Annotated in this window: 16 protein-coding genes and 1 pseudogene; 7 read left to right on the forward strand and 10 right to left on the reverse strand. The window is 56.3% G+C overall.

Going from position 1 to position 17,790, the window contains the following annotated elements; genetic code table 11:
- The first annotated feature begins 43 nt into the window (after positions 1-43).
- From ABJF76_RS16425 to ABJF76_RS16435, 3 genes are read left to right on the forward strand one after another with little or no spacing between them, the layout of a single operon-like run.
- Entirely contained in the window at positions 44-859 is an 816-nt protein-coding gene (locus tag ABJF76_RS16425; RefSeq protein ID WP_413821912.1) for an ABC transporter substrate-binding protein, read from the forward strand.
- Entirely contained in the window at positions 820-1,668 is an 849-nt protein-coding gene (locus tag ABJF76_RS16430) for an amino acid ABC transporter permease (RefSeq protein ID WP_413822622.1), read from the forward strand. The genes ABJF76_RS16425 and ABJF76_RS16430 overlap by 40 nt, the downstream gene beginning before the upstream one ends.
- Positions 1,655-2,383 (forward strand): amino acid ABC transporter ATP-binding protein, encoded by a 729-nt coding sequence (locus ABJF76_RS16435; RefSeq protein WP_413821910.1) that lies wholly within the window; start codon positions 1,655-1,657, stop codon positions 2,381-2,383. Before ABJF76_RS16430 ends, ABJF76_RS16435 begins: the two co-directional genes overlap by 14 nt.
- Here the strand turns inward: ABJF76_RS16435 and ABJF76_RS16440 are convergent.
- The 7 genes from ABJF76_RS16440 to ABJF76_RS16470 all read right to left on the reverse strand — a co-directional run bounded on the left by ABJF76_RS16440 (position 2,380) and on the right by ABJF76_RS16470 (position 9,316).
- A complete protein-coding gene (locus ABJF76_RS16440; RefSeq protein WP_413821909.1) occupies positions 2,380-3,693 on the reverse strand; it encodes a calcium-binding protein in 1,314 nt (437 codons plus the stop codon). The genes ABJF76_RS16435 and ABJF76_RS16440 overlap by 4 nt on opposite strands.
- Before the next feature lie 186 nt (positions 3,694-3,879).
- Positions 3,880-4,230, reverse strand: a complete 351-nt coding sequence (locus ABJF76_RS16445) for an H-type lectin domain-containing protein (protein WP_348461064.1) — start codon at positions 4,228-4,230, stop codon at positions 3,880-3,882.
- Between the two features lie 124 nt (positions 4,231-4,354).
- Positions 4,355-4,789, reverse strand: coding sequence for a F0F1 ATP synthase subunit epsilon (locus tag ABJF76_RS16450; protein WP_413821908.1), 435 nt, complete (start codon positions 4,787-4,789; stop codon positions 4,355-4,357).
- 92 nt (positions 4,790-4,881) lie between these two features.
- Positions 4,882-6,306, reverse strand: a complete 1,425-nt coding sequence (gene atpD / locus ABJF76_RS16455) for a F0F1 ATP synthase subunit beta (protein ID WP_413821907.1) — start codon at positions 6,304-6,306, stop codon at positions 4,882-4,884.
- Between the two features lie 19 nt (positions 6,307-6,325).
- Positions 6,326-7,198, reverse strand: coding sequence for a F0F1 ATP synthase subunit gamma (locus tag ABJF76_RS16460; protein WP_413821906.1), 873 nt, complete (start codon positions 7,196-7,198; stop codon positions 6,326-6,328).
- 15 nt (positions 7,199-7,213) lie between these two features.
- On the reverse strand, positions 7,214-8,755 hold the full coding sequence (atpA, locus tag ABJF76_RS16465; protein ID WP_413821905.1) for a F0F1 ATP synthase subunit alpha: 1,542 nt from the start codon (positions 8,753-8,755) through the stop codon (positions 7,214-7,216).
- Positions 8,756-9,316, reverse strand: a complete 561-nt coding sequence (locus ABJF76_RS16470) for a F0F1 ATP synthase subunit delta (RefSeq protein ID WP_413821904.1) — start codon at positions 9,314-9,316, stop codon at positions 8,756-8,758.
- Between the two features lie 440 nt (positions 9,317-9,756).
- Between ABJF76_RS16470 and ABJF76_RS16475 the strand changes: the two genes are divergently transcribed.
- On the forward strand, positions 9,757-10,059 hold the full coding sequence (locus tag ABJF76_RS16475; protein ID WP_413821903.1) for a hypothetical protein: 303 nt from the start codon (positions 9,757-9,759) through the stop codon (positions 10,057-10,059).
- Here the strand turns inward: ABJF76_RS16475 and ABJF76_RS16480 are convergent.
- Positions 10,040-10,783, reverse strand: a complete 744-nt coding sequence (locus ABJF76_RS16480; RefSeq protein ID WP_413821902.1) for a hypothetical protein — start codon at positions 10,781-10,783, stop codon at positions 10,040-10,042. The genes ABJF76_RS16475 and ABJF76_RS16480 overlap by 20 nt on opposite strands.
- 73 nt (positions 10,784-10,856) lie before the next feature.
- On the opposite strand from ABJF76_RS16480, the gene gloB reads away from it, so the two are divergent.
- The 3 genes from gloB (at position 10,857) to ABJF76_RS16495 (ending at position 15,106) form a co-directional block, all read left to right on the forward strand.
- Positions 10,857-11,624: a hydroxyacylglutathione hydrolase gene (gloB, locus tag ABJF76_RS16485; protein ID WP_413821901.1), complete on the forward strand. Its 768-nt coding sequence runs from the start codon at positions 10,857-10,859 to the stop codon at positions 11,622-11,624.
- Between the two features lie 192 nt (positions 11,625-11,816).
- Positions 11,817-14,138, forward strand: a complete 2,322-nt coding sequence (clpA, locus tag ABJF76_RS16490; RefSeq protein WP_413821900.1) for an ATP-dependent Clp protease ATP-binding subunit ClpA — start codon at positions 11,817-11,819, stop codon at positions 14,136-14,138.
- On the forward strand, positions 14,138-15,106 hold the full coding sequence (locus ABJF76_RS16495) for a M23 family metallopeptidase (protein WP_413821899.1): 969 nt from the start codon (positions 14,138-14,140) through the stop codon (positions 15,104-15,106). Before clpA ends, ABJF76_RS16495 begins: the two co-directional genes overlap by 1 nt.
- Before the next feature lie 6 nt (positions 15,107-15,112).
- Here ABJF76_RS16495 and ABJF76_RS16500 read toward each other — a convergent pair whose 3' ends face one another.
- Both ABJF76_RS16500 and ABJF76_RS16505 read right to left on the reverse strand, forming a co-directional pair.
- Positions 15,113-17,596 carry a peptidoglycan -binding protein gene (locus tag ABJF76_RS16500; protein ID WP_413821898.1) on the reverse strand — a complete coding sequence of 828 codons (2,484 nt, stop codon included), beginning with the start codon at positions 17,594-17,596 and terminating at the stop codon, positions 15,113-15,115.
- Between the two features lie 2 nt (positions 17,597-17,598).
- Positions 17,599-17,790, reverse strand: a pseudogene (locus tag ABJF76_RS16505) (biopolymer transporter ExbB); the annotation flags it as partial.

Genomic DNA, 17,790 nt, shown 5'->3' on the forward strand with positions numbered 1-17,790 from the left:
TCTTTGCCGATGATCCCACACATATTCAGTGGGGAGACGATAGATGAAAACCATAATTGCCGCCGCAGCCGCTACCTTGATCGCAGGTGCTGCCTTTGCCGATGGCCATTGCGCTGCGGGTAAAACCCTAACCGATGGAACATTGACCATCGCGACCGGGAACCCGGCCTATTACCCGTGGGTGATCGATGATGCGCCCGAAGCCGGTCAAGGGTTCGAAGCCGCCGTCGCCTATGCCATCGCTGCCGAAATGGGGTTTGATGCCGATACCGTGGCGTGGGTGCGCACATCGTTTGACGAGGCGATCCAACCCGGCGCCAAGAATTTTGACATGAACATGCAGCAATTCTCCATCACCGCGGATCGCGACCGTGTGGTTGATTTTTCGGCTGCCTATTACATCGCGCCTCAGGCCGTGATGACCACGACCGAAGCCGTCGAAGCCGGGGCCAAGCCCACAATGGAAAGCTTGCGGGCCATGAAATGGGGCGTCGTTGCATCCACCACCGCATTGCCTGTGGTGATGGAAACGATCAAACCCGATCAAAGCCCGTTGGTCTATGACGACAACGCCAACATCACAGCCGCCATGCAGGCGGGCCAAATTGATGCCGCACTGTTTGATCTGCCCACGGCCCTGTTCACGTCGGCTGTGCTGATGGACAATGGCGTGGTGCTCGGCCAGTTCGACCCATCCGCCGCTGAAAACCCTGACCAATTCGGCGCGCTTATGCCCGAAGGTTCTGCGCTGAAAGCCTGCGTTGACGAAGCGCTTGCCGCATTGACGGACAACGGCAAACTGGCCGCTATTGAAGCAGAATGGCTGCAAGACGCCGTCGGGGTGCCCTTGATCAAGTGAGCACACGTCGCGCCGCCTATGAAGCCCGGCAACGCCGCCGGGCCAATTTGCTTGCCGCCGCCAGCACTATCCTTGTGATCGTGTTGTTTGTGGTGCTGATCCCGCTTGCACCGGGATGGGCGGCAGTCAAATCGTCCTTCTTCAATGGCGAAGTGTTTGCGCGTACTTTTCCCGATTTGCTCAGCGCTTTTTGGGTCAACATCGCCATCTTTGCATGGTCGGTGCCCTTTATCGCGGCCCTTGGGCTTGCCATCGCGTTGGCACGGGGCGCACGTTCGCCTGTGTTGTTCCCGCTGCGTATCTTTGGTGCGATCTATGTGGATCTGTTTCGCGGTATTCCCGTTGTTTTATTGGTCTATTTGGTCGGCTTTGGCATTCCGGGGCTGGGTCTGCCGCGCCCTTGGAATTCGCCTTATATCTGGGGTACCGTTGCGCTGGTGCTGACCTATTCCGCCTATGTGGCCGAGGTTTTGCGATCTGGCATTGAAAGCATCCACGCTAGCCAACGCAACGCCGCAATTTGTCTGGGCCTGTCTGAACGCGACACGATGCGCTATATTGTGCTGCCCCAAGCCATCCGGCGCGTGGTGCCTGCCAATGTGAACATGTTGGTGGCCCTGCAAAAAGACGTCGCCTTGCTTTCGTTTATCGGCCCTGTCGAAATCCTGCGCCAAGCGGGCGTATTCAAAAGCCTGTTGGCGAATTTTACCCCCTACGTGGCGGCAGCCGTGATTTTTCTGTGTGTGACAGTGCCTGCGACCCGCTATGCGGATTACCTGATGAACAAGGACCGTGATGCAAGAACCTAGACTGGAACTGCGCGGCGTCACCAAAAGCTTTGGCGAAGCGACGGTACTGCATGGCATCGATATGACAGTGAAACCGGGCGAAATGGTGTGCTTGATTGGCGCGTCTGGGTCCGGCAAGTCCACGTTGTTGCGGTGTATGAATGGGTTGGAACCTGTGGACAACGGCGAAGTGCGCCTTGATGGCGACGACATCGCAGAACCGGGTTTCGACTTGGCACCCATACGGCAGCGCATCGGAATTGTATTTCAATCCTTCAACCTGTTTCCGCATATGACTGCTCTTGAAAACGTCGCCCTTGCCCCGCGCCGCGTGCTGGGCGAAACCGCGCAAAACCGGATCGAGGCCCTGTTCGAGCGCTTTGGATTGGCAACGCATATGGGCAAGTACCCCGATCAATTGTCGGGCGGGCAGCAACAGCGTGTTGCCGTGATCCGTGCGTTGGCGATGCGCCCGCAAACCATGCTGTTTGACGAGATCACGTCGGCGCTTGACCCTGAATTGGTGGGCGAGGTGTTGGACGTGTTGCGCCAATTGCGGGATGACGGGATGACGATGGTGCTGGCGACGCATGAAATGGGTTTTGCCCGCGAATTGGCGGATCGCGTGTGTTTCATGGACCAAGGTGTGATCGCCGAGGAAGGACCGCCCGAGGCGATTTTTTCAACGCCCGCAAAAGCACGGACGCGTCAGTTTTTAGCCAGCGTGCTGCGTTAGATCAGGATCGTGTCGAGGTCAAAGCCTGCAAGCGATTGATCCGATAGGATAACGCTATCGCTGGTGTTTATCGTGATCAACAGATCGTCGCCCGTTTCTGTGACTGTAAAGTCCCCGTCATTCAGCCCCAAGGCCCGGAAGTCCAACACATCGGCCGCATCGTCGAAATTGGTGATTTCGTCGGCCCCAAAACCCGTTTCGAACACAAATTCATCTGCACCAGCGCCACCGTGCAGCACATCATTTCCCGCGCCGCCATTCAGTGTATCGTTGCCATTCCCACCATAAAGCGTGTCCTCGCCAATCCCGCCGTCAATCGCGTCGTCCTCGTTTCCACCCCAAAGCTCATCCGCATTTGCACCGCCGAAAAGGATGTCGCGACCCTCACCACCGTAAAGAGTGTCGTTCCCTGCGGCTCCGTTCAACACGTCGGCCCCGGTACCGCCCGAAATAACATCATGACCCGCGCCGCCGTTCAGAATGTCGTGCCCTGCACTTCCGAACAAATTGTCGGCACCGTCGTCACCAGAGATCTCGTCATTTCCATCGCCGCCGTAAAGCGTGTCGTCCCCAGTGCCTCCGGACAATGTGTCGGCGCCGGTCTCGCCATAAAGAAGGTCATTGTCGGCGCCTCCGGACAAGACGTCGGATGACGTCCCGCCCCAAAGGCTGTCGGCCCCTGCACCGCCGTTAAGCTGGTCGCGTCCACTGGCACCACGCAATGCGTCTGTGCCATCGTCGCCAAAGAGCGTGTCGTTGCCAGTGCCACCGTGCAAAGCGTCGGCCCCGTCTCCTCCGTTTAGAATGTCTGCGTGCGCGTTGCCGTTGAGATGATCTGCGCCAGAGCCCCCGTACAGCGTGTCGGCGCCTGTGCCGCCCGTCAACGTGTCGTTGCCCGTACCGCCCCAAATTGCATCAGCGCCTGAACCGCCTATCAGCACATCGTTCCCGTCATCACCATAGATTTGATCATCAGACGCGCCACCATTCACGTAATCATCACCCACGCCCCCCATGAGAGCGTCGGAACCTGATCCGCCTCGCAATGTGTCGTTGCCCGAACCGCCTTCTATTGTGTCATCGCCGTTGCCACCCTGAAGAAGATCGTCGCCCGCATCACCAAACAGACTGTCGTCGTCATGGCCGCCGTACAAGCTGTCCGCACCATCAAGCCCAAAGAGCGTATCTGCACCATAACTGCCAAAAATCGTATCACCCCAAAGCGAACCGATCAGCATGTTATCGTCGCGGTCACCGCGCAGTACCAATGTGCCAATGGTTTGTGTTGGTAAAATATCAGAAACGGGCATTCCATCACCTACAATTTTTCAAACCCAATTTTGGAGACTGAATGTGGTGATTTTATGGACATCGGGCGAAAACTCTGTTGGAGCACCCGCCCTTAAGTTATGGCTTCGAACACTCGGCAAAACTACGTATTCACACGGCATTTGCGATTGGCCCAATATCAACAGTTTAGCAAGTTTGGGCCGGCCTTAGTTCACGTCCCATTCATCCCCGTGGCGCAATTCCCCCATCGCCATCCAGGCGAGCCTTGCTCGTGCCACGCGTGAGTCGCCCCAAGTACGAAACACCAAGTCAAAACCATCTGCCGTGATCGTTTCTGCCGTCACATCCGCACGCAGCGCCGTGTTTGTATCTACATCCCACATTGAAATGGACACATGAACCATAGGCGGAGAACGAAAGGCCTCGCTGAATGAAATGCGGCGTCGACGTTCGCGTTGACCACGACCAGCCCACATCTCGCCTTCATCTTCGAAATCCGAGAATACAACCGTATCGCCTTGGTCGATGCCGATTAAATGATTACGCAGTCGTTTCATAAAGTCACATTCAGAATAAACTTACGACAGTATGGCCGAGTAAAAACGGCAAATCGAGGGCGAAAATAAGAAAATGGCCCCACCAAAGGTAGGGCCATTTCAAAAATCAATTCCGAGTTGTGGCTCAAAGGTTGGGTTGCTTGGTCCCAAGCCCGATTTCCGAGCCAATGGCAACCATATCCGACAACAGCTTAGCGGCGTCATCAACAGGGCCAGGTTCGTTCTTGAACGTGTCCTTCATGCGATTGTACGCATCTTGCGCGTCGTCGAACATTGTATCCATGTCCGCTTGCGTCATGTCAGCCTTGGCGACAGCGCGTTCGGCCAGCACCGACACACCCTGTGGGCTGATTTCAGCAAAGCCACCGGTCACAACATATTCGTGTGTGGCACCACCGGCTTCGACACGCAAAACGCCGGGGCGCAAGGTTGTGATCGTAGGTGCGTGGTCAGCCATAACGGTCATGTCACCATCGGCACCCGGAATCTGAACCGCACTTGCCTGCATCGAGGCCAGTGCCTGTTCGGGTGACACAAGGTCAAATTGCATTTCTGCCATTTTCGTTCTCCCTTTGGGATGGATGGCGGGTCAAGACCCGCCTTACCCCGGTCGGACTATGTGTAAGGTGGGCGTGTCGCCCACCATTGTTCTTAGGCCGCGTCGGCTGCCATTTTCTCGGCTTTAGCAATCACGTCCTCGATGCCACCAACCATGTAGAAGGCGCCTTCGGGCAAGTGATCGTATTCGCCAGCAACAACCGCTTTGAAGGATTGGATTGTCTCTTCGAGCTTGACCTGTTTACCGTCAGAACCGGTGAACACTTTGGCAACGTCAAACGGCTGGGACAAGAAACGTTCCAGCTTCCGCGCACGGGCAACGGTCAGTTTGTCGTCTTCTGACAGTTCATCCATGCCAAGGATCGCGATGATGTCCTGTAGCGACTTGTAACGTTGCAGAACCTGCTGCACGTCAGTTGCCACTTTATAGTGCTCATCACCAATGATCAGCGGATCAAGCAGACGCGATGTCGAACCCAGTGGGTCAACCGCAGGGTAAATCCCTTTTTCCGAGATCGAGCGATCCAGAACAGTTGTCGCATCAAGGTGCGCAAAGGATGTGGCCGGCGCGGGGTCGGTCAAGTCATCCGCAGGTACGTACACGGCTTGCACCGATGTAATCGAACCGGATTTCGTCGACGCGATCCGTTCTTGCATCGCACCCATGTCGGTGGCCAGTGTTGGTTGGTAACCAACCGCCGAAGGAATACGACCCAGAAGGGCCGAAACTTCAGAACCCGCTTGAGTAAAGCGGAAGATGTTGTCCACAAAGAACAGAACGTCAGACCCGGATTCATCGCGGAACTGTTCGGCCAGTGTCAGACCGGACAAAGCGATCCGCATACGCGCACCTGGAGGTTCGTTCATCTGGCCGTAAACCAGAGCGATCTTGGATTTTTCCAGATCGTCAGGAACGATAACGCCGGATTCGATCATCTCGTGATAAAGGTCATTACCTTCACGTGTCCGCTCGCCCACGCCCGCAAACACGGACAGGCCAGAGTGCACTTTGGCGATGTTGTTGATCAGTTCCATGATCAGAACGGTTTTGCCAACGCCGGCACCGCCGAACAGACCAATTTTACCACCCTTGGTGTAGGGGGCCAAAAGGTCGATCACTTTGATGCCTGTTTCCAGGATCTCGGTTTCGGTGGACTGTTCTGCGAACTCAGGTGCGTCGCCGTGGATGGAACGGGTGGCGTCGGATTTTACCGGGCCTTGTTCATCCACAGGTTCGCCTGTCACGTTCATGATGCGACCCAAAGTGCCAGTACCGACGGGCACCTGAATTTGGTTGCCCGTGTCTGCTACGGCTTGACCGCGTACCAGACCTTCGGTGGCGTCCATCGCAATGGCGCGCACAGTGTTTTCACCAAGGTGCTGGGCCACTTCGAGAGTCAGCGTCTTGCCTTGGTTGTCGGTGGTCAGGGCGTTCAGAATCTGCGGCAGGTCACCATCGAACTGCACGTCGACGACGGCCCCGATAACCTGCGTGATTTTACCTTTAGCGTTTGCCATGTTTCGTCTCCGGTTTTTCTTACAGCGCTTCCGCGCCGGAAATGATTTCGATCAGCTCGTTGGTGATGACGGCCTGACGCGAACGGTTGTACTGAATGGTCAACTGATCGATCATGTCACCCGCGTTGCGCGTGGCATTGTCCATCGCCGACATCCGTGCCCCTTGTTCAGAGGCCCCGTTTTCCAGCAGCGCCGTAAAGATCGACGTCGCAATCGCGCGCGGCAGAAGATCGGCAAGAATGGCCTCTTCGTCCGGCTCGTAGTCATAGAGCGTATCGCCCGCCTCGAACCCTTCTGGGATCGCGAACGGGATGATTTGTTGTGCCGTTGGGATCTGCGTCACTACGTTTTGGAAGCGCGCGAAAAAGATCGTCGCAACGTCGAATTCGCCCGCATCAAAGCGGCCCAACACATCCTTGGCCACACCTTGCGCATCAGAATAGGCAAGGCGTTTCACTGCCGACATGTCCACGTGTCCAATGAAATGCGAACCATAGTCGCGTTTCATCTGATCGCGGCCTTTTTTGCCGACTGTCAGGATTTTCACCGTCTTGCCAGCTGCCACCAATTTAGCCGCATGTGCACGCGCCAATTTGGCGATGTTGGTGTTAAACCCACCGCACAAGCCGCGTTCGGACGTCATGACCACCAAAAGGTGGACTTGGTCCGACCCGGTGCCCGACAGCAGTTTAGGTGCGCTTTCGGAACCCGCAACACTGGACGCAAGCCCCGCCATCACGGAACCAAAACGCTCCGCATAGGGTCGCGCCATTTCAGCAGCTTCTTGGGCCCGCCGCAGTTTTGCGGCGGCCACCATTTGCATAGCCTTGGTGATCTTGCGGGTCGATTTGACCGACTCGATCCGATTTTTCAGGTCCTTGAGATTTGGCATTGCCCTACCTCCCGATTATGCGAAGGTCGAAGCGAACTCGTCGAGGGCCGCCTTCATCTTGTCGACGTTCTCGCCCGATTTGAATTTAGGATCTTCATCCGAAATCCAAGCAAGGAAGTCCGCCTTCTGGCTGCGCAGGAACTTGAGCAGACCGGCTTCGAATTCACCAACTTGAGACACGTCGATGTTGTCGAGATAGCCGTTGGTGCCAGCAAAGATCACGCAAACGATTTCAGCGTTGGTCAGCGGCGCGTATTGCGCTTGCTTCATCAGCTCTGTCAGGCGTGCACCACGGTTCAGCAACTGCTGGGTAGAGGCATCAAGATCAGAACCGAACTGCGCGAACGCAGCCATTTCGCGGTATTGAGCCAGTGACAATTTCACCGGACCCGCAACAGACGACATCGCAGATGTTTGAGCGGACGACCCAACACGAGACACCGACAAACCTGTGTTCACAGCAGGACGGATACCTTGATAGAACAATTCGGTTTCAAGGAAGATCTGACCGTCGGTGATCGAAATCACGTTTGTCGGAATAAACGCCGAAACGTCGCCACCTTGGGTTTCAATGATCGGCAAAGCCGTCAAGGAACCGGAACCATTGTCTTCGTTCAGCTTAGCCGAACGTTCCAGCAAACGGGAGTGAAGATAGAAAACGTCACCAGGATAGGCTTCGCGGCCTGGTGGGCGACGCAGAAGCAGAGACATCTGGCGATAAGACACGGCCTGTTTGGACAAGTCATCATAGATGATCAGCGCGTGACGGCCATTGTCGCGGAAGTGTTCCGCCATAGACGTCGCGGCATAAGGTGCGAGAAACTGCATAGGCGCTGGGTCAGAAGCTGTCGCCGCCACAACGATCGAATATTCAATCGCGCCGGACTCTTCGAGCTTTTTCACCAACTGCGCCACGGTCGAACGCTTTTGGCCGATCGCAACATAAACGCAGTACAATTTCTTGCCTTCGTCGTCGCCAGCTGCGTCGTTGTAGGATTTCTGGTTCAGGATCGCATCCAGAGCAACAGCGGTTTTGCCGGTCTGACGGTCACCAATGATCAGCTCGCGCTGGCCACGCCCAATTGGGATCATCGCGTCAACGGCCTTAAGGCCTGTCGCCATCGGTTCGTGAACCGATTTACGCGGGATAATGCCGGGGGCTTTTACGTCCGCAACACTGCGTGCTGAGGATTTGATCGGGCCCTTGCCATCGATAGGGTTGCCCAAACCGTCAACAACGCGACCCAAAAGGCCATCACCGACGGGAACGTCCACGATCGAGTTGGTGCGCTTAACAGTGTCACCTTCTTTGATGTCACGGTCGGACCCAAAGATAACCACACCGACGTTGTCGTTTTCCAGGTTCAAGGCCATGCCTTGAATGCCACCGGGGAATTCGACCATCTCACCGGCCTGAACATTGTCGAGGCCATACACACGGGCAATGCCGTCGCCCACTGACAATACGCGGCCCACTTCGGCCACTTCAGCTTCCTGACCAAAGTTCTTGATCTGGTCCTTTAGGATCGCAGAAATTTCTGCTGCTTGGATACCCATTTATCCGACCTCTTTCATTGCATTCTGGAGGGAAGAGAGCTTGGAGCTGATCGACGTATCAATCATCTTTGAGCCCACTTTTACGATCAAACCGCCGATGAGACCTTCATCGACGGAAGCATTAATGGTGACGTCCTTGCCCATGCGGGCCTTAAGCGTCTTGGCGAGTTTGTCGCTTTGCGCCTTGGTCAGCGCTTTGGCTGATGTGACGTCTGCGGTGACTTCGCCTTTGTCTTCGGCGATGATGTCGCGCAGGGTTTGCACGAGATGCGGCACCACGAACAAGCGGCGCTTGTCGGCCATCAAAGACAACGTGTTGGCCATGACTTTGGTCAACTTGGCTTTCTTGGCGATGGCGGCAACAGCCCCGCGCTGTTCATCACGGCTGTAAAGCGGCGAATTGATCAAAGCGTTAAAGTCTGCGCTGTCAGCCATGGCCGATGTCAGAGAAGCGATATCGCCCTCAAGGCCTTTGACGTCACCTGCCTCTTTGGCAAGTTCATAGACAGCTGTGGCATAGCGCGATGCGATGCCTGTGGAGATCGAAGCTGGTTCGGACACGTCCACCCTTTCGATGTCTTGGCCCCGGTGGCGCTTATATAAAGCGCGGCGCGGGGGTGTTGGTACGGCCTGTTTGATAACAGAGCGAGGAAATCACGGGGGATGTAGCAGAGGGTGTCTGACCCCGCAACATATCTTCGCGTTCGCAGCCATGCCAATTTATATAACGTTTTCAGTAGATTAGTCAAAGTGCGGCCGTTTGACCCGCGGAAGACGCAAGGAATCTTAAAGAAAATTTCGAAATTTCGATGCGATTCCGTCGCATATTCGCTGTGGCGTGCCGGAAATCGCGATAATTGCTGCGTGTGCATTGGTTCTGTTTTGCACATGTTTTTGTCTCATTGCCCTCCTTCCGCGTCGCTCAAAAAAAATTGAAGTTAACAATTCGTGGGGGATGAATTGTAGGACCTTTGACACTTTGTGCGCTGTTGACGGGGGCAATGTTTGTCGAGGCCGTCGCCAATGATGATGCTTCAGACGCCGTGGGCGCACCAAGCGACAGCTTTGACACGCTTATCACCAGTGATGGGGCTGATGTGATCGAGATTTCCTATATCAATGCGTCCGGCGCCGGCGCGGCGATAGGTCTTTTCGGCACCGTTACTGATTTTGACAATACCGAGGATATGACCTTAACCGAAGACAGTATTGCCTTTGGCGCTGTGGATCCGGATGCCGCGCCGTTTAACCGCGCAGGTATCGTAATTAAAAGCTGTCCAGCAATCACACCCGCCCCACGATAGGCGCCGGCACCCCATGCGGCACCTTTTGCCGTTTGGCGCTGCTGCGTTGTACTTTGCCTTTGGGCGGGTAAACCAGCTTGGACGCCTCGACCATAAACGCGCCGCCTGCGAAAACGCCCGGCATTGCCCGCCCGACCTTTTCAAACATAGCGCCCGATTTCATCCATAGGCGTTTGGTGGATGGAAACTGATAAAGCGCCCCAAAATGGCGTTCGGGCAAGAATTGATGCTTGCGCAGTTGGGTTTCCAGCTGACTGGCCGAAAAAGGCCGCCCGTAACCGAAAGGCGTGCGGTCCCGGCGCGACCACATGCCAGCGCGATTGGGCACAATGAACAAGGCCTTTCCGCCGGGCCCAAGCACCCGCCATGCCTCTTCCAGCAGATCATACGCGCGTTCAGACGTTTCCAACCCGTGCAATACAATAAGCTTGTCCACGTGACCGGTTTCGATGGGCCAAAGGGTTTCTTCGGTCAACACCGACACATTTTCACCGTCCGGCGGCCATGGCATCACCCCCTGCGGGCCGGGCATCAAAGCAATCACCCGGCGTGCATCGGCCAAGTACGGGCGCAACAGCGGCAAAGCAAAGCCAAACCCCGCAACGGTCTGCCCCTTTGCCTCTGGCCAAATTTCCGCGACGCGGCGGCGCAGCGAACGCTGTGCGGCCCGCCCCAATGCGCTGCGGTAATAGAAGTTTCTCAGGTCTTGAACGTCGAGATGCATGAACCGCCTCTTGCCTCTTGGCCCCGTCGGGACCACCTTTGTTACAACCCTATCTCAAGAAAGCGCAAATGCCATGCCCCTCGACGTTCGCACCATCCCTTGCCTGTCCGACAACTATGCCTATTTGGCCCACGATACAGACACCGGGGCAACCGCCGCCATCGACGTGCCAGAAGCCGGGCCGATCATCGCAGCCTTGGCTGAAACCGGATGGACGCTTACGGATATTTTGATCACGCACCATCACTGGGATCACGTGGATGGGTTGGCTGATCTGTTGGCCGCACACCCGGCCCGTGTGGTCGGGGCCGCGGCAGATGCGCATCGCCTGCCCGCTTTGGATTTAGCATTGAACGACGGCGATGCCCTAAACATCGGATCCGAAACAGGCACCATCATTGACGTGTCTGGCCATACGATCAACCACATCGCCTTTCATTTTCCGGGCGCGCGCGCCTTATTTACCGCTGACAGCCTGATGGCTTTGGGATGTGGGCGTGTGTTTGAAGGTACCAAACCGCAAATGCACAGCAGCCTGCAAAAGCTAGCCGCCCTGCCCGGCGACACGATCGTCTATTCCGGCCACGAATATACCGCCGCCAATGCTAAATTTGCGCTGACTATTGATCCTGAGAATCCTGACCTTATATCGCGTGTCCGGGATGTGACCGCAAAACGCGCAAGCGGCACGCCCACTGTCCCGTCACTTCTGTCCGAAGAACTGGCGACCAACCCATTTTTGCGCGCTCACGACCCTGCCATCCAAGCCCATCTTGGCATGACAGACGCAAACGCCACCGACGTATTCACAGAAATCCGCACCCGAAAAGACAACTTTTAAAAACGATTGCGCTAACATACGCCCACTTTGACCCCAAACTCGCCGACCTCACGCAGAATGTGAGTGTCAAGGCAAAGAAAAGCCTTGAAGCTGCGCGATGTTCAACCAAACTTAAGTAGATGAGACCATGTTGGTCTGGACCCTCGAATTTCCTTGAGGGTCTGCGCCAACCCCGATCGATAGGAGCACGCCGTGCCTTCATTCTCGACGACACTGGAAAAAGCCATTCACCAAGCGCTCGCGTTGGCCAATGAACGCCGGCACGAATTTGCAACGCTGGAACATTTGTTGCTGTCGTTGGTGGAAGAACCCGATGCACGCCGCGTAATGCAGGCCTGTTCGGTTGATATCGATGAACTGCGCGGCGCCTTGGTCGAATTTGTCGATGACGATTTGTCTAATTTGGTGACCGACGTTGATGGTTCCGAAGCGGTCCCGACGGCCGCTTTCCAACGCGTTATTCAACGCGCCGCCATTCATGTTCAATCTTCGGGCCGGACCGAGGTGACGGGCGCCAATGTTTTGGTTGCCATCTTTGCCGAACGTGAAAGCAACGCCGCCTACTTCCTGCAAGAACAGGATATGACGCGTTACGATGCTGTGAACTTCATCGCCCACGGCGTTGCCAAGGACCCCGCCTTTGGCGAAGCGCGTCCCGTCTCCGGCGCACCTGAGGGTGAAGACGAAGATCAAAGCGTGACCGAGGGTGACAAAAAAGAATCCGCGCTGGCCAAATATTGCGTGGATTTGAACGAGAAATCCCGCGACGGTGACATTGACCCCCTGATCGGCCGCGATTCCGAGGTCGAGCGTTGCATTCAAGTGCTGTGCCGCCGCCGCAAGAACAACCCGCTGCTGGTGGGTGACCCCGGTGTCGGCAAAACTGCCATCGCAGAAGGGCTCGCGCGCAAGGTTGTGGCAGGCGAAACGCCTGAAATCCTGTCGAAAACCACCATCTATTCGCTTGATATGGGCGCATTGCTGGCGGGCACCCGCTATCGCGGCGACTTCGAAGAACGGTTAAAGGCCGTGGTGACCGAACTGGAAGAACATAAAGACGCCGTGCTGTTCATCGACGAAATCCACACCGTAATTGGTGCCGGGGCGACGTCTGGTGGTGCTATGGATGCCTCTAATCTGCTGAAACCCGCGCTTGCGGGCGGCAAACTGCGCACCATGGGTTCAACCACCTACAAAGAATTTCGCCAACATTTTGAAAAGGACCGCGCCTTGTCGCGTCGTTTCCAGAAAATTGATGTGAACGAACCTTCCGTCGAAGATGCGACCAAAATCCTTAAAGGGATTAAACCCTATTTCGAAGATCATCACGGCGTCAAATACACCGCCGATGCGATCAAAACCTCTGTCGAACTGGCAAGCCGCTACATTAACGACCGCAAGCTGCCGGACAGTGCAATTGATGTGATCGACGAAGCTGGCGCAGCGCAACATCTGCTTTCGGCCGCAAAACGACGCAAGACCATCGGGATCAAAGAAATCGAAAATGTCGTGGCCAAGATCGCCCGCATTCCGCCCAAAACAGTGTCCAAAGATGATGCCGAAACTCTCAAAGATCTTGAGACCTCACTCAAACGCGTGGTGTTCGGGCAGGACAACGCGATTACCGCTTTGTCCTCGGCGATCAAGCTGGCTCGTGCGGGTCTAAGAGAACCTGAAAAACCGATTGGCAACTACCTGTTCGCGGGTCCAACTGGCGTGGGTAAAACCGAAGTCGCCAAGCAACTTGCCGACACGTTGGGCGTGGAAATGCTGCGGTTTGATATGTCCGAGTACATGGAAAAGCATGCGGTTTCACGACTGATTGGCGCCCCTCCCGGCTATGTCGGTTTTGATCAAGGTGGCATGCTAACGGACGGTGTCGATCAACACCCGCATTGCGTGCTGCTTTTGGACGAAATGGAAAAGGCGCACCCGGATGTCTACAACATCCTGTTGCAAGTTATGGATCACGGCAAACTGACTGATCACAATGGGCGCACTGTGGATTTCCGCAATGTGATCCTGATTATGACGTCCAATGCTGGCGCATCTGACGCAGCCCGCGCGCCGCTCGGCTTTGGTCGAGACCGTCGCGAAGGCGAAGACACCGCTGCGATTGAACGCACGTTCACGCCTGAGTTCCGCAATCGTCTAGACGCCGTGATCAGCTTTGCGCCACTGCCCAAAGCAGTCATTCACCAAGTCGTCGAAAAGTTCGTGCTGCAACTTGAAGCGCAATTGATGGATCGCAACGTGACCATCGAATTAACCAAACCTGCCGCAGAATGGCTGGGGGAAAAAGGGTACGACGAAAAGATGGGCGCTCGTCCTCTGGGTCGCGTGATCCAAGAATACATCAAAAAACCGCTCGCCGAAGAACTGCTGTTCGGCAAACTGATGAAGGGCGGCGTCGTCAAGGTTGGTGTGAAGAACGGCGCGTTGGATTTGAAAATGGAAGGGCCCGACAAACCGCGCCTCTCCGGGAACAAACCGCCTCTTCTGACGGCCGACTAATGCGCGCGGCATATTTCGTCACGCTTGGATTAACTCTTGCCGCAGGGCCACTTGCGGCAAGAGATATCGTGCTATCCGCACCGGTTGATTGCGATCTGGGAAGCGATTGCTTCATCCAACAATATGTTGACCATGATCCATCGCGTGCATCGATGGATTTTCACTGCTCCAACCTTAGCTACAACACCCACAAAGGCACCGATTTTGCGCTCCGCTCCATCGCGCAAATGGAACGCGGCGTGAATGTCATTGCCGCCGCCCCCGGCACTGTTCAGGCCACACGCGACGGGGTGCGCGACGAAATCTACACCCGAAATCGTAGTTCCAAACTTGACAGCCGCGAATGCGGCAATGGAGTCGTCATCAATCACGGCGACGGGTGGACGACCCAATACTGCCACCTCAAACGCAGTTCTATAGCCGTGAAAACCGGCGACCGGGTCAATCTGTCGACCGTTCTAGGACAAATTGGCTTGTCAGGACGGACACAATTCCCGCACGTCCATTTGACGGTGCGCAAAGATGGTGCCGTCGTTGATCCATTCGACCCCGACGGCAAGGTAACTTGCGGGGCACCCAGTTCGGAAACTTTGTGGAAAACGCCGCTGCCATATCGCCCGGGCGGTGTGTTGGCGGTTGGGTTTTCAAATGCCGTGCCAAAATTCGATGACATCAAAGCTGGGCACGCCGCGGCGCAGACATTACCTGTCGACGCCCCTGCCCTTGTGGTGTTTGGCTATGCGTTCGGCGGCAAGGCAGGCGATCAGATGCAATTGCGCATAGACGGCCCCGATGGCGAATTCATGAATCAAACCGTCGAGATCGAAAAAAATCAGGCCCAGTTTTTCCGCGCGATTGGAAAACGGCACACAGCAGATTGGGCCAAAGGGACTTATCGTGGCACGGTCACTCTTAAACGCGGCACCCTTACGATCAGCTCCGAACAGGGTAGCGTCCAAATCCGCTGATGCGGCCTATTTCTCAGTGAACTTCAGCTCGATCCGACGATTCTGGGCGCGGGCCTCTGGCGTATCCTCTGGGTTCACAGGCTGGTGTTCCCCAAACCCGTTCGCCGACACTCGTTGCGGCGGAATGCCAAGGAAGTTCACCATATACTTCACAACGGAAAGTGCGCGCGCTTGGCTAAGTTCCCAGTTGTCGGCAAATTCACCAGTCCCTGTCAGCGGCACGTTGTCTGTGTGCCCGTCCACCTGAATGACCCAATTGATGCCGGCCGGGATATCGTCAGCAATGTTGCGCAAGATACCCGCAACTTTGGCGATTTCGCCCTGCCCTGCATTTGAAAGGTCCGCCCCACCTGGCGGAAACAACACTTCGGAAGAAAACACAAACCGGTCGCCGACAATCTGCACGCCATCCTGCACACCTAAAACGTCACGCAAGCGCCCAAAAAATTCCGAGCGATACCGCTGAAGATCCTGCGCTTCAGCCTCAAGGCGTTCCCGTTCGGCCTGTTCCAATTCACGGCGGCGTCGTTCTTCTGCGGCCACACGCGCCAACGCAGTGTTCAACTCCGACCCCAACGATTGCAACTGCACGTCGCGCGCGGCATCGCGTGCCACGGCGTCATCTAATAGGGCCTGCAACTGCCCCAATTGAGTGCGCAACGCGGCAACTTGCTGGTTCAAAAGCTCGGTCTGGCGTTGAGCTTCTAGGGTTTCGGCCTCTTTTTGGCTCAGCGATTCACGTGCTGCTGCCAAAAGTGCGGCGCGTTCATCTGCCGTGCCGCTTGTCTCGGCCAGTTCTTGTTCGGCGGCCGTCTTTTTCGCCAAGGCGTCGGCCAAAGCAGCCCGCACATCGGCGGTGTCGGTGCCCAAGGTTTGTAGCTCTTCTTCGGCGGCCAGTTTCGCCGCCAGCGCCGCCGCCAGTTGTTCGCGCACTTCCAAGTTACTGCTTCCGGCGGCTTCGATATCTGCGACAGCGGCATCACGCGCTGCAATGGCCAAGGCCAATTGCGCCCGTACATCGTCCAAATCACGCACCTGCCCGGCCAACTCAGCCTCGGCCGTGGCTTTTGCCGCGGCGGCGGCAGCAAGGCGATTCCGGATTTCAGTCATCTCAATCCCGGACGCTGTAATACGTGCTTCCAGTGTTGCCATGCGCGCCTGAAGGTCAGCGACAGCCTGAGCCGACGCGGCGTTTTCGGCCAATGCACCATCCAATTGTGCCTGCAATTCAACAATTTGCGCGGCACCTTGCGCCAATTCAACCCGCGTTTCGCCCAATTCGGTTTGCAGCGCCGCAGCCGTCGCCGTACCGCCGTCCAAGGCCGCTTCGGCGGCGCTCAGGCGCGCCTCAAGTGTTGCCGTCAGGGCGGTGCGCTCGTCTAACTGGCTCAATGCACGCGACAACTGTGCCTCTAGGTCCACAGCCGCTGCTGCGCCCCCTTCAGCATCCAAAAGTGCCGCTGCCAACTGCGCTTCCAATGTTTCCCGTTCCGCATTTGCCGATACGGTGTCGGCTTGGGATTCATCAAGCGCTGCCAAAGCGGCCGCAAGATCGGCCTCCATCTGGTCCAACTGTGTCTGCGCAGAAACTGCGCTGCTTGACGTGTTCTGCAAAGCCAGCAGAGCAGCGGTAAGTTGTGCATCCAAGTCTTCTTCGGCAGCGCGCGCGGCGGCCAATAACGTCAACGTATCTTCGGCTTCTTGGCGCTGCGCTTCAAGCGCAAGGGTCATTGCCGTCAGTTCGGCATCAGCGTTTTCGAGCCGTTCACGCAATGCTTCTGCTGCTGCGGCTTCGGCCAAACGCGCGGCTTCTTCGGCACTCAATTGTTCTTGGGCGGCCTCTAGATTGGCCTGCAATGCGTCGCTTTGTGCGGCGCTGTCGGCGTTGCGCGTGCGCAAATCTGCGACCAAAGCTTGCAACGCTTCGGTGCGCGCAGCGGCAAGTCGTGCGGCTTCGGTCTGGGCGTCGGTTTCGCTACGTGCAGTTGCGAGGGCCGTGTTTAAGGCGTCTTGTTCAGACAACAGCCGCTCTTGTTCGCCCTCTAGGGTCGCAACACGATCCAAAACGCCATCCCGTTCGGAAATCAGTGCAGCAACCTGCGCCTCAAAGCTGGTGATCTGGGTTTGAGCAGCATCCAGAGCAGCGGTTTGCGCGTCTCGTTCTGTTGTCAGCGATGCAATCAACGCGGCCTGCGCTTCGACCTCGTTGCGAGCGTCGTCCAAAGTGCTGTTAAGCGATGTCAGACGTGCATCCAATTGATTGGCGCGCCGTTCTTCCAGCCCCAGCGCTTGCGCAAGTGCCGCCACTTCGCCAGCCAGTTCGTTCAATTCGGTTTCTTGCCCAGTGATCGTCTCGCGTAGCACGAATTGAACCACCATGAAGATGGTTAACACGAACATAAGAACAAGCAGCAAGCCCGTCATTGCATCGACAAAGCCTGGCCAAATCGACGCTTGAAACCGTTGCCCTGTACGCCGCGACAATGCCATGGTCAGCCGTTCCCATTACCCGAGCGCCCACGCCCACCGCCACCCTGCTTTCGGTTCTGTCCATGCGGCTGGCTAAGAGCAGAAGCAAGCGCCGAAATGTCAGTGCGCAGTTCGGCCATCGTTTCTTGTCGACCGGCGCTGATTTCTTCAAGGATTCGCAACATCTGCACATCGATCGATCGAAGACGCATCCG

Origin of the sequence: Tateyamaria sp. (genome assembly GCF_039940735.1) — a bacterium.
Classification (GTDB): domain Bacteria; phylum Pseudomonadota; class Alphaproteobacteria; order Rhodobacterales; family Rhodobacteraceae; genus Tateyamaria.